Origin of the sequence: Sorangium sp. So ce426, from assembly GCF_051475585.1 — a bacterium.
Taxonomy (GTDB): Bacteria; Myxococcota_A; Polyangia; order Polyangiales; family Polyangiaceae; genus Sorangium; species Sorangium cellulosum_B.
This window is the reverse complement of sequence record NZ_CP150341.1, coordinates 1,452,437-1,466,531: the sequence shown is the minus strand read 5'-3', so window position 1 is coordinate 1,466,531 and position 14,095 is coordinate 1,452,437. Positions and strand designations below refer to the sequence as shown.

Below are 14,095 nucleotides of genomic sequence, written 5' to 3'. Positions count from 1 at the left end.
TCCACGGCCTCGAGGCCGTAGCGCCCGAATGAGCAGAGCGCGCGGTCGCCGGAGAGATGCCCTGAGGGGTGTTCCACGAACGAGTTGACGATGCGCGCCGAGGACCGTAGCTTTCGCCGCCCAAATGGCACCCAGCGGTTATCTCGAGCGAATCCTGCGCGCCCGCGTGTACGACGTGGCCCAGGAAAGCCCCCTGGAGGATGCGCCGCGGCTCTCCGCGCGCCTGGGCAACCGCGTGCTGATCAAGCGCGAGGACCTGCAGCCCGTCTTCTCCTTCAAGCTGCGCGGCGCTTACAACAAGATCTCCTCGCTGAGCGCGGCCGAGAAGGCGCGCGGCGTGATCGCCGCCTCGGCGGGCAACCACGCGCAGGGGGTGGCCCTCGCCGCCCAGCGGCTCGGCATCCGCGCCTGCATTGTGATGCCGACCACGACTCCCCGGATCAAGGTCGACGCCGTGCGCGCGCTCGGCGCGGAGATCGAGCTGATCGGGGATTCTTACGATGAAGCCTACGCCCATGCCAAGACGCTCGAAGCGAGCGAGGGGCTGACCTTCGTGCACCCGTACGACGACCCGGACGTGATTTCGGGTCAGGGCACCATCGCCCTGGAGATCATGCGCCAGCATCGCGGGTCGCTGGACGCCATCTTCGTGCCCGTGGGCGGCGGCGGGCTGATCGCCGGTATCGGCGCGTATATCAAGCATCTGTACCCCGAGATCAAGCTCATCGGCGTGGAGCCGGACGACGCCGCGTGTCTGCGCGCGGCGCTCGACGCGGGCGAGCGCGTACGGCTGAGTCAGGTCGGGCTGTTCGCCGACGGCGTGGCGGTCCGTCAGGTGGGCGAGGAGCCGTTTCGCATCGCCCAGCGGTGCGTGGATGACGTGATCGTGGTGGACACCGACGCCATCTGTGCCGCCATCAAGGATATCTTCGACGACACGCGCTCGATCGCCGAGCCGTCAGGCGCGCTGGCGGTCGCGGGCCTCAAAGCGTACGTCGAACGCGAGGGCCTGGGCGGAAAGACGCTGGTGGCGATCCTCAGCGGTGCGAACATGAACTTCGACCGCCTGCGGCACGTGGTCGAGCGGGCAGAGCTCGGCGAACAGCGCGAGGCGCTGTTCGCGGTCACCATTCCGGAACGACCGGGCGCGTTCCGCGAGTTCTGCCAGCTTCTCGGGCGCGCGACCATCACGGAGTTCAATTATCGTTTTGGGCGTGTGGACGAGGCACAGATCTTCGTCGGCGTGGGCCTGTCCCACGGGCGCAAGCAGCGCGACGAAATTCTGGAGCGCCTCCACGACGCCAGGCTGCCGGTCATCGACCTCAGCATGGACGAGATGGCCAAGTTGCACGTGCGCTACATGGTCGGCGGGCGCGCCCCGACAGCGAACGAGCGGCTCCTACGTTTCGAGTTCCCGGAGCGCCCCGGGGCGCTGATGCAGTTCCTCACGCACATCGGCGGGCGCTGGAACATCAGCCTGTTCCACTACCGCAACCACGGCGCCGCGTTCGGGCGAGTCCTCGCCGCCTTGCAGGTCCCGGAGCCGGAATACGACGAGTTCGACCGTTTTCTCACCGACCTCGGTTATCCATTCATCGAAGAGACGAAGAATGCGGCCTATCATCTCTTCTTGAGATGATGAAACACCAGCACTCGCCGGTGGGGATGTACGTCACGTCCGTCACCCAGACTTGGTTGGGCGCTTGGTGGGCGTGCTCAGGTGAGCGTCGACTCTTGCCCGCGCGGACTCCGAGCGCTTGACCCACGCGTGCGCGTGTCGGAGATCCTGTCGGACGCTCCGAGGGCATGTCGGACGATCCGGACGGCCACGTAGGTCTCGAGCGGCACCCACCGCCCGCCGTCGGGTCGGACCACCTCGATCGCCCGTAGCAGGTGGCTGAGCAGCGACACGTCACCGTGGCATCGCGCCGGTCGACCCGCATCGGAGGAGGTTCTGCGGCTTGATGTCGCGGTGGACGATGGGCTGGCTGAAGGCCTGGAGATAAAGCAACGTCCGCAGGACGTGCCGCGCGATGGTCGACGCCTCGGCCTCGTCGGCGCGCCATCCGTCCTTGACCCAGGCCGAGAGCGGTCGCCCCGGCGCGAGCTCCTGCACCAGATAGAAGCAAGTCCCCTGCGCGCCTTCGAGCTTGAGGTAATCGATATAGCGAGGAATGCTGGGGTGCGTGAGGCTCGAGAGGACCCTCGCCTCGCGCTCGAACAGATCGAGGGCCTTCCACTCCGCGCGCTTCCAGATCAGGAGCTGTTGACCCGATTCGTTCAACAATGCCTCGCTCGAGAGGCGCTGTCGCTCACGTGAGCAGCGCCGGCGTCGCGCAGCGGGATCGGCGGTCCGAGCGCGCGCCGGCCGCGAGGCGTCTGGCAGGCGCGCCGGGCGATCGCCGCGCCGTGGAGCAATCCGCGCCCGCCGCCGGAGCCGGACGGGCAAGCGCCCCCGAACGCCGGGGCCTTTCTGCCTGGGACGCCGGGTACACCCCGGATCGCCCGGCGTGTGGCGGCGCCCGCTGAGCCGTTGTAAACGCGGGGCGTGACCCAGGTGCGCTCGATCTTCGCCCCAGGACTCTTCGAACGCCAGGTGGCGATCGTCACCGGCGGGGGCAGCGGCATCGGCCTCGCGTGCGCGCGTGAGCTCGCTTACCTCGGCGCGAAGGTCGCCCTCTGCGGCCGCCGGGCCGACAAGCTCGAGGCCGCGGCGACGACGCTCGCGGGCGACGGCGTCCCCGGCGACGACGTGCTCGCCGCGCCGTGTGACATCCGCGAGCCGGAGCAGATCGCCGCCTTCGTGGGCCAGGTCCTCGAGAAATTCGGCCGCGTCGACGTCCTCGTGAACAATGCCGGCGGCCAGTTCCCGAGCCCGGCCATGGACATGACGCCGAAGGGGTGGGAGGCGGTCGTGCGCAACAACCTGAACGGCACCTTCTTCATGACGCGCGAGGTCGCGAGGCGCGCGATGCTCCCGGCGCGCCGCGGCCGGATCGTGAACGTCACCGCGTCGGTGAGCCGCGGCTTCCCGGGCATGGCGCACACGGGCGCCGCGCGCGCCGGCGTGGAGAACCTGACCCGCTCGCTCGCCGTCGAGTGGGCGGCGCTCGGCATCCGCGTCAACGCGGTCGCGCCCGGAAGCAACATCCGGTCGAGCGGCACGTCGCAGTACGGCGACGAGCTGCTCGAGCTCGCGCGGCGCGCCACGCCGCTCAAGCGCCTCGCCACCCCCGAGGAGGTCTCGCGGCTCATCGTCTTCCTCGCGAGCGACCAGAACGACTTCATCACGGGCGCGGTCTACGGCGTCGACGGCGGCCAGCCGCTCTGGGGCGACATCTGGTCCATCCCCGAGCCGGACGGCGCGCCGGGCGCTCCACCTGACGTGAAGGGCTGAGAGGGCGCGGCGTGACCTATCCGCCCCCGTCCCCTGCCGCCGCGCGCGACCCCATGTCCAGCGCGCTCGACGACGACACGACGACGCCGTACGGGCCGCCGTCCTCCGGGCCGCCGCCGTCCTTCGGCCCGCCGCCGTCCTCCGGGGCGCCGCCGTCGGCGGGGCCGCCCGCCGCGCCGTCTTTCCTCGGGGACGCCGCGCGGCGCGTGCGCGACTACTTCCTCGCGCTCGACCCGACCTTCCTTTCCGCGATCGCCCCGCTCGCGCTTGTCGCCGTCATCCTCTTCACGCGCGCCCCGTCGACGAACTACATCTTCGACGAGCAGGAGGCGCTGCTCGCCAACCCGTACGTGAACGCGAAGGGCGGGATCGGCTTCCTCGACGCGATCCACCGCGATTTCTGGGGGCTGCCGCCCGACCGGAGCGTCGGCTCCTACCGCCCGCTGCCGAACTTCCTCTGGCGCACGATCTGGGCGGTCACGAAGCAGCCGTTCTTCCACCACTTCTACAACGTCCTCTTCCACGCGGTGAACGGCGCGCTGCTCACGTGCGTCACGTTCTGGCTCACGCGGCGGCGCGGGCTCGCCTACCTCAGCGGGCTGCTCTTCGTCGGCTGCGCGGTGCTCACCGAGGCGGTGAGCGGCATCGTGGGCATCGCCGACGTGCTCGGGGGCATGGGGGCGATCGCCGCCCTCGCCGCCCTCGCGCTGCCGGGGTGGGCGATGCCGTTCGGCGTGTTCGCGGCCGTGCTCTTCGGCCTCTTCTCCAAGGAGAGCGCGCTCGTCTGCGTGCCGCTCGTCCCGTTCGCCGCGCTGATCGCCGCGCCGCTCACCCACCCCACGCGGCCGGCGCGGTTCGTCCGGGCGCTGCTCGCGCTGCTCGCCGCGGCCGCGGCGTTCGTGCTCTACGTCGAGCTCCGGCGGCGCTGGTTCCCCGCGCCCATGCCGGCCGAGCTCGCCGCGCCGCTCCCCGAGGGCGCGCCGCTCGTGAAGCGCGCGCTCCACGAGGCGCTCGTCTGGTTCCACCAGGCGCCCCTGCCGCGCGATCCGCTCAACAACCCGCTCGGCGCCGCGGACATGCCGCACCGGATCGCCGGCGCGCTGCGCGTCTACTGGCGGGGCCTCACCCAGATCGTGTTCCCGTGGACGCTGAGCGGCGACTACTCGTACCCGCAGGAGCCGGTGCCGGACAGGCTTGTCTTCTTCGGCAGCGTCGCCGGCGCCGCGATGATGGTGCTGCCCCCGCTCGGCTCGCTCGCGCTCTGGATCGCGGCCCTCCGCCGCGAGCACCTGGAGCGGCGCGAGCGGCGCTCGGTGCGCGCCGCCTTCCTCGTGGACGGCGGCCAGGCGACGTCGCGGAGGTGGCCGCTGCTCCTCGCGGGGGCGCTGCTCGCAGTCGCGGCGGCGGGGCTCGCGGCGTACGACTGGCACGTGCTCCGCCCCGCGGGGCGCGTTCCGCTGCTCCGGGCGCTGCCGCTCGTGCTCTGGCCGCTGCCGTTCCTGCCCGCGTTCCTCCTCGGGCTCGGGCTGCTCGTCGAGGGCGCGCGCCCCCTGCCCTGCCCGGCGACGGCGGACCGGAGCGCCTGGGTGCCGCTGCGCCGCGGCTACGCGGGGCTGTGCATCGCGGCGATCGGGCTGACCTGGGTCGTGGTCAGCTACTTCCCGCACTCGAACATCCCGGTCGTCCTGCCGACGGTGCGCGCCGAGCGCTTCTGGTACTTCCCGGCCATCGGCTCGTCGCTCGTGCTCGCCGTCGCCTTCTCGTGGCTCCACGAGGCGCTCGCGGGCTCGACCCTCACGCCGCGCGCGCGCTGGTCGTGGCGGGCGTGGGTGACGCCGGCGCTGTTCGTGCTCTTCTTCGGCTTCCAGTGCGCGCAGGCCTACCGGCACGCGATGGACTACCGCAACGACCTCGATTTCTGGGCGGCGACGAAGGAGGCGGTCCCGAACAGCGCCAAGGCGCACCTCAACTACTCGGTGATGAAGGGCGCCCGCGGCGACCTGGAGGCCCGCCTCGCCGAGAGCAAGATCGCGATGGAGCTCGCCCCGACGTGGCCGATGGCGCACGTGTACACGGGCGACACGCTCTGCCGGATGCACCGCCCCGACGAGGCGTTCCCGCACTACCAGCGCGGCATGGAGCTCGGCCCGAACGAGCTGAGCCTGATCGCGCTCGCGCTGCAGTGCCTGCACGACGAGCAGCGGCTCGCGGCGCACGACGCGGAGCTCCGGCGGCTCGCGGAGGAGCACCCCGGGACGTGGCTCGCGTACCTCGCGACCGACACGCTTGACAACGGCGCGACGCACGGCGGAGTGGACCCGAAGTACCGGCCGCGCGGCTACAACGAGGGGCCGAAGGAGTGACGGCGGGCTGGCACGTCTACATCCTGCGCTGCGGAGACGGGTCGTTCTACACGGGGATCGCCCGCGACGTGGAGGCGCGCTTCGCGCAGCACGCGGCGGGGCGCGGGGCGCGGTACACGCGCGGACGGGGGCCGCTCGCGGTGGTCCACGTCGAGGCGGCGGCCGACAGGGGGGCGGCCCTGCGGAGGGAGGCCGCGATCCGGCGGCTGGGGCGCGCGGGCAAGGCGGCGCTCGCCGCCGGGGGCCGCGGGGCAACGTGAACGTTTACGACCACGTAAATGTTCGGATGTAGGACAACGCGGCGCGAAGCTTGGTGGTTGCCGTGGATCTCACGCCCGGGATGTCGACTAGAATCGCCGGCGTGAAACCGTGCCCCTTCTGCGCGGAGCAGATCCAGGACGCCGCGATCAAGTGCCGATTCTGCGGCAGCATGCTCGACGAGCGAGCGCCGGTGGCCGCGGCCCCCGCCGCGCCGCTCGCCCCTGCCACCCCCGCCGGCGGCGCGCTCGCCCCCGCAGGCGGCGCGCTCGCCCCCACCCCCCACGCCGGCGGCGCGCTCGCCCCCGCGCCGGGCGCGGCGCGCGTCCTGTTCGAGGGGACTCCGAGCTGGAAGGCGTGGTTCTGGTCCTACGTGGCGGCGAGCGTGCTCTCGCTCGTCCTGGTGGGCCTCGTCTGGCTCGGCATCCTGCACTGGAAGCGCAAGAGCCTCCGCTACAAGATCACCGATCGCACGATCGACTACGAGGCCGGCCTGCTCACGCGCCGGATCGAGACCCTGCAGCTCTGGCGGGTGCTCGACATCGACCTCCGCCAGACGTTCATGCAGCGGCTGCTCGACGTCGCGGAGATCCGCGTGTTCACGAAGGACGCGAGCGATCCCGAGCTCGTCATCCGGGGGCTGCCGGCGTCGCGCGAGCTGTTCGAGGCGCTCAAGAACGCGGCGGAGCTCGCGCGCCAGCAGCGCGTGCTCGGCGTCGTGCAGTGAGCGCGGCCCACGAAGCCTAGATCGGAGCCCGACCATGCCCCCGAGGCGATCCCCGCTCGATGAGCTCCCGGACGTGCGCGACGGCCTGACCCGCGCCGAGCGCATCATCCTGTGGAAGCTCTCCGAGCTCGAGAAGGAGTTCAACGGCCGCAACGTGCCCACGGCCACGCTCTACGGCCGCGTCGTCGAGCACATCGACCTCTCGGTCCCCGAGTTCCAGCGCCTGATGCAGCGCCTCGTCGGCGTGCGCTGAGGGCGCCCCGGCGCGGCGCGCCCCGGCGCGCGGCTCCTCCCTGCGCCTCGCGAAGCCCTCGTCTCGTCGGGCTTCGCGCGCATCCGCAGGGTCTCGTGGCCCGACGGCGTCTCCGGCGACCCGCGGGAAAGCTCGCGACGCCTCCAGAGCCAGGCTGCTCCGCGCCGCCCGCCCCACCTGAGGCCGAGGGCGACGCGCAGCGGCGCCGGATCATCGGAGGCTGCATGGCCACGCACGATCCGAGCACGCGGCGAGCAGCACCGAGCGGCCGTTGCCACCTCCTCCCGGACCTGTTCCTCGCAGCGACGGACACCCGAGCGCACGAGAAGACGAGTAGACCTCCGACGGTTCGAGCGTGACGAGCGACCCAATGGCAGATCGCGAGAGGAGCACCGCAATCGAGCCTCCGTTAGACCGGGACGTGCGGCCGGTCAGCCCTTCCATCTATGGCACCTATGCGGAGAAGTGGGCGGTGGTCGTGGGGATCTCCAGGTACAAGGACGCGAGCCTCAACCTGAACTACGCAGCTCGCGACGCCGAAGACCTGGACAAGATCCTCACGGAGAGCTGCGGCTTCAAGAGGGACAACGTCCAGCTTTTGCTCAACGAGCAAGCGACGACAGCCAAGGTCACCTGGGCGCTCCGGAGCTTCCTTAAAAAAGCTGCCAGGGACGATATCATCCTCCTCTACTTCGCGTGCCACGGCCAGCCGGACGTGGGAGCTCGGGGCAACATCTTCTATCTGATCACATGGGACACCGACCCCAAAGACATCGGGTCCACGGCCCTGCCGATGCGAGAGGTGCAGAACGCCCTGAACGACTATGTACTGGCCGAACGAGGGGTCATCCTGGTCGATGTCTGCCACGGTTCGCCGATCGGTGGTTCGACACGAGCGCGGAGCCTCAGCGCGGGCGAGGTGATGAACCAGCAAGCCGAGGCGCTCAGCAAGGCACAGGCCGGGATCGCGACGATCTCGTCCACGCGGGCGAACGAGGCAGCGCAAGAAGGCGCACAGTGGGACGGCGGCCACGGCGTCTTCACGCACTTCCTGCTCAAAGGGCTCGGCGGCGATGCCGCCGAGGAGGACACCGGTAAGGTGACGGTGAGCAGCCTCTACGATTATGTGAGCAAGAATGTGATAGCCGCCACGGAGCCCACACCGCAACACCCATGGATCAGCGGAAACGGCTTCGATAACAACCTGCCCCTCGCCTGGCGGGCGACGCTCGACAACGAGGAACGGCAGGCGCTCGGCCGCGATCTCGCTGACATCGCGCGGTACCTGGGCGATCGAGTCAGCCTGGACGTGGCCAGCGAGCTCTTCGTCGACAACACGGTGGACCTGGGTCTCGCGCGCCTCGACGCCGGCGACTGCGACCGCGCCATCCCGGCGTTTCAGGCCGTGGTGAGCCGGGGCGAAACCGGAGCGGTCGAGTCGGCTTACTACCTGGGCGTCGCGCTCGCGAGGGCTCACGGCGCGGGCGCCGCGAAGCAATCTATCGAGTCCTTCCTCGCCAAGAACCCCGGCGATCCGCGGGCGGCCTTCGCGCGCGATCTCCTGGAGGCCCCGGCGCGCCGCACGACCGCGGGAACCCGGCGCGCGCTGTTGATCGGCGTCGGCCACGCTGGCCAGGGAACGGACGACGACGAGGTGGAGGCGAACGACGCGCGCTCGCTTCGCGAGGTCTTGCTCGACCGGTGGCGCTTCGCCGACGACGACGTGATCTTGCTCTGCGGGCCTGATGCCACCCGAGACGGCATCCTGGGCGCGCTGGAGAAGCTCGTCCGTTCCGCGACCGGGGACGACGCGGTGGTCGTCTTCTACAGCGGCTGCCGAGGCTTCTCGCCCCTCCTGGACGACGCGATCCGCTCCTACCGCGTCGGCAGCCTCGACCCAGCAGCGGGCGCCGGGGACGCCGAACCGTCGATCACGCCGGACGAGATTCACAGGGCGCTCCAACGCATCCGCTCGCGGCGCAAGACGCTCATCATGGACACCGACGCGCCGCCGAAGCTGCTCGACCTCGCCCGCGATGCATCCTACGCGGCCCTGTTCGGGGCCTGCGCCGGAAGGCAGGCTTCGACGGTGCACATCGATGAGCGCTACGGCCGCCGCGGGCTCTTCTCATGGGCGCTGGTCGAACAGCTCAAGACGGCGACGCCGAGCACCACGCTCGAAGAGCTCAGGGACGAGATCGCGAGGCGCATGCAGACCCACCTGGACGCGCGGGAGCAAGCGCCGCACCTGAGCGGGACGGGATCGATGTCCGAGCGCCTCGAGCCGGTGAGCATCGGGCACCTCACGCTCTTCGAGCTGAGCCGGCGGCGGCGCTTCGACGGGTTCGCGCGCCAGGATCTCGAGGTGCGCTACGACGCGATCCTCCGCGCGTTCCCCGCGGCGCCGCCCGACCTGCACTACGCGGCCGGGCGCGCCTTCCTCGAACAAGGAGCGTACGTCCGGGCGGCCGAGGCGCTGGCCTTGTCCGTGCGCGCGCGCGCGCCGTCCGCGCCGGAGGCGTTCATGGCGGTCGCCGTCGCCCAGATCGGCGCTGGACAGCGGGAGGCCGCGGCGGGCTCGCTCCGTGGGTATCTCAGCGCCTTTACCCCACCAGCCCACGCGCCGCTGGCGGACGACGTGACATCGCTGGTCGCGCGGCTCGAGCGCGGCAATCGCTTCGCGCTCCTCGTCGGAATCGACGCGTACGGCGATCCGGGGGTACCCCGTCCGCGGGGCGCGGTCAACGACGCGCGCGCGCTGTTTCAGGTGCTCATCGATGGGTACGGGTTTCTGCCAGAGAACGTGCGCTTGCTCCTCGACGGCGCCGCGAGCCGCGCCGCGATCCTCGCGGCGTTCAAGGAGCTCGCCGCGAAGCCAGAGGAGTCGGCCACGCTCTTCTACTTCGCCGGCAACGGCTCCTTCAACGCGAGCGGTCATCCCACGATCGTGAGCGCGGACGGGCGGAGCGACGGCGTGGTCGACATCGCGCTTCGCGAGCTCGACGAGCTCGCCGGTCGGGGCTCGACACCCCTCGTCACCATCGTGGACGCCGGCTGGACGAGCAGGGCGTCCCCGGAAGGGGCGAGGTACGTCGAGGCGGATCCGCCGCCGGTCCCGCTCGGACGCGCCCGGAGCGCTCGCCGGTACTTCGACTCCCCCCCTCGGGTCGGCAGGTTGACCGCGCTCAACGGCTCCATCAACATGGCGAGGGTCAGCGAGGAGCGGCCGAAGGTCGAGGAGGCGATGGCGCTGTCGTCGCCCGGCTCGGGCGATGCGGTGCACGGTCTATTGACCCATGAGATCGTCAAGGCGCTCAAGACGGCCCAGCCGGCCGCGCTGACGTGGCGGGGGTTGTTCGGGGCGATTCCGACGACGATGAACGTGCACGTCACCGGGGAGGGGATGGACGAGCTCGCGTTCGACGACCGGCTCTTGGACAGCGCCCGCGCGTGCCTCGTGAACCTCGATCGCGAGCCTGCCCGCCGCGCGCTCGCCGTGCTCGAGCGCGCTGACATACCCAACAACCTGCTATGGCGCGGGATCGCGTACGCCGCGCTCGAAAAACACAAGGAGAGCATCGAGGCGCTCGAGGCGTTCATCCGGGAGAATGAGGGGGCGCAGTCGACGGCGGCGCACTATCACCTTGGCCGCGTGCTCTTCAAGAGCCGGCGTGACCTGGACCGCGCCGTGAGCGAGCTGCGCTGGGTAACGCAGCGCGATTCCGCGCACTCCGCTGCGTTTCTTTATCTGGGCAGGGCGCTCCGCGCCCGCGCCGAGAGCGACATCCGGGGGGAGGCGGCGATGGCCTACACCAGGTACCTCCACTCTGGCGCTCCTCCCGGCTATGAGAACGAGGCATGGAGCTTCTTGGCAGCGAACAAATAGCAATATTCCCAGATCTGGCGAGCCGAGGGTCCATTATTTATCGACCTTCGGCAGCGACAACAGATTGCGGCGAAGCTCCACTGAACTATGGTGTACGCGGTGCGGCGTGATGAGCCGGAGGGTATCGCGCCGTACGGCCGCCACGCGCCCGCCCTCCGAGAAGGACAGAGGAACGCCCATGGACACGACAGAAGAATCCATCCATCTCTGCTTCGATCGGCCGCTGCCGCTCGCGCTGGAGGAGACGGCGAGGCGGATCGCCGTGCAGGAGAATCCGGCGAACGAGGTGGACCCGAACCTCGATCCGAACGATCCGAAGCTCCAGCCGACAGAGCGTATCGCGCTCATCGCGCAGAAGCGGTGGCGCCCCGGCAAGCGCCTGAGGATCCGTTTCCTCGACGGATCGGCCACGATGCGGCAAAAGGTCGCTCACTATGCCCGGGAGTGGACGCGCTACGCCAACATCACCTTCGACTTCGACGATTCGGATTACTCAGAGATCCGGATCTCATTCTACGCCGACCGGGGCTCGTGGTCGGCGCTCGGCACGGACGCGCTGGTACAGCAGTATTTTCCGCTCCACCAGCCCACGATGAACTTCGGGTGGCTGCGCGACAACACCGACGACGCGGAGTACTCGCGCGTCACGATCCACGAGTTCGGCCACGCGCTCGGCGCCATCCACGAGCACCAGAACCCGCAGGGCGGCATCCAGTGGAACGAGGAGGCGGTCTACAGATACTTCTCCGGTCCGCCGAACAACTGGCCCCGGGAGAGGACGTACCGCAACGTCATCGAGAAATATTCGGCGAATATCCTGATCGGGACACAGTTCGACCCGGACTCGATCATGCTCTACGGCTTCCCCGCGGCGCTCACGCGGAACGGAGTAGGGACCAAGTCGAACAACAAGCTATCAAGACGGGACATCGAATTCATCAAGGCCGCTTACCCCAGCTGACCTGCGGCCGCGCCTGCGCGGGGGCCCGGCCCTGATGGGCCCCCCATTCGAGGAGCCTCATGAACGACCGACGCAGCTCCGAATCCGACGACACGGGGTTCAGCGAACCGCGGGGGGCGAGCCCGACCTTCCGGGCGCTGCTCATCGGCATCGATTTCTATGCTCTGAACAAGCTCCCGAATGACGCGACGTACATGTCGCTGCACGGCTGCGTGAGCGACATCGACCGCGTCGAGAAGGTCCTGCGCGCCCGGATCACCATGCCGCACGACATCAAGACGCTCCTGGCGCCGAACGTCGGGGACGACAGGCCCGGTGGGCCGGAGAGCGCTTGGCCTACGTACAGGAACATCAAGGCCGCGCTGGATGGGCTGCTCGCCCGCACGCAGCCGGGCGACCACGTGTACATTCACTACTCCGGCCACGGAGGCCGCGTGCTCACGAAGTTCACCGACCTGAAGCCCGGTGGGTTCGACGAGACGCTCGTGCCGACGGACATCGGCGACGGCTCGCGTTACCTGCGCGATCTCGACATCGCCTATTACCTCGACGCGCTCACGAGGGACAGGCAGGCGACCGTGACCGTCGTGCTCGACAGCTGCCACTCCGGTGGCGCGACGCGTGGAGTCAACATCGCGCCGCGGTGCGCGACGGGCGCCCGCGGGGGCGCGGATCCCACGCTCGACACCACGGAGCGCCCGACGGACGGCGTGGCCTCCGACGAGGAGCTGTACGCCGCGTGGAAGCGGCTCGAAGCGACGGGCGCTGGCCGGCGCGCCGCGACCGCCACCACCTGGCTCCCCGAGGCCAGGGACTATGTGCTTCTTGCGGCGTGCCGCGACGTGGAGACCGCGCTGGAGGTGCGCCTGGACGGCGGCAGGTCGACTGGCGTGATGACCGCGGCCTTCCTCGAGGCGCTGGAAGGGCTCGGCAAAGACCAGACCTGGAAGGCGCTCTACGAGCGCGTGCTCGCGAGCGTGCACAGCAAGTATTCGTCGCAGACCCCCCAGCTCCTGGGCCAGGGGGAGCGCCAGGTCTTCGGGGCCGAGCTGCGGCCCGTCGTGAGCACCGTGATGGTCAACGAGATCGACGCTCCGAACCGGAGAGTGAAGCTGAGCGCAGGCCTAGCGACGGGGACCCACGTGGGCGCGAAGTTCGGGATTTTCTCCCCAGGGACGACAGACTTCACGCAGCCCAACCTGCGCGTGGGCGCGGCCGTCGTCGACACGATGATGGCCGTGGAGAGCTGGGCGTCGCTGGAGGAGGGCGCCGCGATCGATTCCGTCGAGCTGGGCGCCCCCACGCTCCTCGAGGACGTGGGATCCATCGAGCTACGGCGCGCAGTCAATCTCTTTCACCGGGACGACCTGCCGCCCGAGATCGATCAGGCGCAGGCGCTCGGCGCCGTGGGAGCGGCGATCGAGGCGAGAGGGCGAGGGTTCCTCGAGTTCCTCTCCGGCGGGACACCGCACTACCAGGTCGCTCTCAACAAGGATCGTCGCTACGAGCTCTGGGACCCGTCGGGAAAGCCCATTCCCAACGTGGGGACGGTGGCGATCGGCGCACCGGGCGCCGCCACGATCGTCGTCGATCGGCTGCTGCATCTCCTCCGGTGCCAGACCATCCTGGAGGTCGCCGAGCCGGTCTCGGGGCTCAAGGACGATCTCCACGTCGAGCTTCTCGCCCCGCCGCCGGGGTGGTCGGAGCGCACGCCGGCCGAGGGTGGGACCGTGATCAGGCCCGACGGCGATGCCTACGTCATCAAGCCCGATACCTGGGTGTTCGTCCACGTCGTGAACGGGAGCAACAGCCCGGTCAACGTCGCCGTCATCGATCTCGGCGATGACTGGGGGATCCGCGCCCTCGAACCACCGCCGCCGGAGGGGCGCATGATCCCCACGCGACGGTATTCCACCGTGGATGCGAGGGGGGAGGCCCATTTCGCGTTGCAGTTCTTCCTTTCCCAGGGACGTGGCTCGTCGCTCGACGTCATCAAGATCTTCGCGACCCTCGGTGATACCGATTTCTGGTGGCTCCTGCACCCGGCGCTCGACAAGCCCGTGACCCGTTCGCTGGCCACGAGGGACACGGCCGCGAACGACGCGCTCTTCCGGCTGCGCGAGGCGCTCGACGCGGAGGAGAACACGCTGCGCGAGGTGCGCCCCAGGTCCGCTCCGGGTGACGGATGGACCACAAGGCAGTTCCGCGTCGAGACGCGACGGACGTGACCCTCGACGGGGCCCCCTCGAC

General features: G+C 70.0%; 9 protein-coding genes and 1 pseudogene. 9 read left to right on the top strand and 1 reads right to left on the bottom strand.

Annotated features, from left to right (window positions below):
• Nucleotides 1-121: 121 nt before the first annotated feature.
• A pseudogene (gene ilvA, locus WMF44_RS05410) lies at nucleotides 122-1,639 on the top strand (threonine ammonia-lyase, biosynthetic); the annotation flags it as partial.
• A gap of 273 nt (nucleotides 1,640-1,912) precedes the next feature.
• Here the strand turns inward: ilvA and WMF44_RS05405 are convergent.
• Nucleotides 1,913-2,284 carry a protein kinase domain-containing protein gene (locus WMF44_RS05405; protein WP_437298048.1) on the bottom strand — a complete coding sequence of 124 codons (372 nt, stop codon included), beginning with the start codon at nucleotides 2,282-2,284 and terminating at the stop codon, nucleotides 1,913-1,915.
• Between the two features lie 264 nt (nucleotides 2,285-2,548).
• Between WMF44_RS05405 and WMF44_RS05400 the strand changes: the two genes are divergently transcribed.
• From WMF44_RS05400 to WMF44_RS05365, 8 genes are all read left to right on the top strand, one after another.
• Complete coding sequence (locus WMF44_RS05400) at nucleotides 2,549-3,397, top strand: SDR family oxidoreductase (protein ID WP_437298047.1); 849 nt, start codon at nucleotides 2,549-2,551, stop codon at nucleotides 3,395-3,397.
• 11 nt (nucleotides 3,398-3,408) lie between these two features.
• A complete protein-coding gene (locus tag WMF44_RS05395) occupies nucleotides 3,409-5,760 on the top strand; it encodes a tetratricopeptide repeat protein (RefSeq protein ID WP_437298046.1) in 2,352 nt (783 codons plus the stop codon).
• Nucleotides 5,757-6,020, top strand: coding sequence for a GIY-YIG nuclease family protein (locus WMF44_RS05390; protein WP_437298045.1), 264 nt, complete (start codon nucleotides 5,757-5,759; stop codon nucleotides 6,018-6,020). Before WMF44_RS05395 ends, WMF44_RS05390 begins: the two co-directional genes overlap by 4 nt.
• Before the next feature lie 101 nt (nucleotides 6,021-6,121).
• Nucleotides 6,122-6,745 carry a PH domain-containing protein gene (locus WMF44_RS05385; RefSeq protein ID WP_437298044.1) on the top strand — a complete coding sequence of 208 codons (624 nt, stop codon included), beginning with the start codon at nucleotides 6,122-6,124 and terminating at the stop codon, nucleotides 6,743-6,745.
• A gap of 34 nt (nucleotides 6,746-6,779) precedes the next feature.
• A complete protein-coding gene (locus tag WMF44_RS05380) occupies nucleotides 6,780-6,998 on the top strand; it encodes a hypothetical protein (protein WP_012233609.1) in 219 nt (72 codons plus the stop codon).
• A 370-nt stretch (nucleotides 6,999-7,368) separates the two neighbouring features.
• A complete protein-coding gene (locus WMF44_RS05375; RefSeq protein WP_437298043.1) occupies nucleotides 7,369-10,884 on the top strand; it encodes a caspase family protein in 3,516 nt (1,171 codons plus the stop codon).
• 178 nt (nucleotides 10,885-11,062) lie between these two features.
• Entirely contained in the window at nucleotides 11,063-11,845 is a 783-nt protein-coding gene (locus tag WMF44_RS05370; protein ID WP_437298042.1) for a M12 family metallopeptidase, read from the top strand.
• Nucleotides 11,846-11,904: 59 nt separating this feature from the next.
• On the top strand, nucleotides 11,905-14,073 hold the full coding sequence (locus WMF44_RS05365; RefSeq protein WP_437298041.1) for a caspase family protein: 2,169 nt from the start codon (nucleotides 11,905-11,907) through the stop codon (nucleotides 14,071-14,073).
• Nucleotides 14,074-14,095 lie beyond the last annotated feature (22 nt).

What these genes read in the sequence shown, in the direction of transcription:
- WMF44_RS05370 (WP_437298042.1), top strand. Translation starts at nt 11,063, where the DNA reads ATGGACACGACAGAAGAATCCATCCATCTCTGCTTCGATCGGCCGCTG.
- WMF44_RS05375 (WP_437298043.1), top strand. Translation starts at nt 7,369, where the DNA reads ATGGCAGATCGCGAGAGGAGCACCGCAATCGAGCCTCCGTTAGACCGG.
- WMF44_RS05380 (WP_012233609.1), top strand. Translation starts at nt 6,780, where the DNA reads ATGCCCCCGAGGCGATCCCCGCTCGATGAGCTCCCGGACGTGCGCGAC.
- WMF44_RS05365 (WP_437298041.1), top strand. Translation starts at nt 11,905, where the DNA reads ATGAACGACCGACGCAGCTCCGAATCCGACGACACGGGGTTCAGCGAA.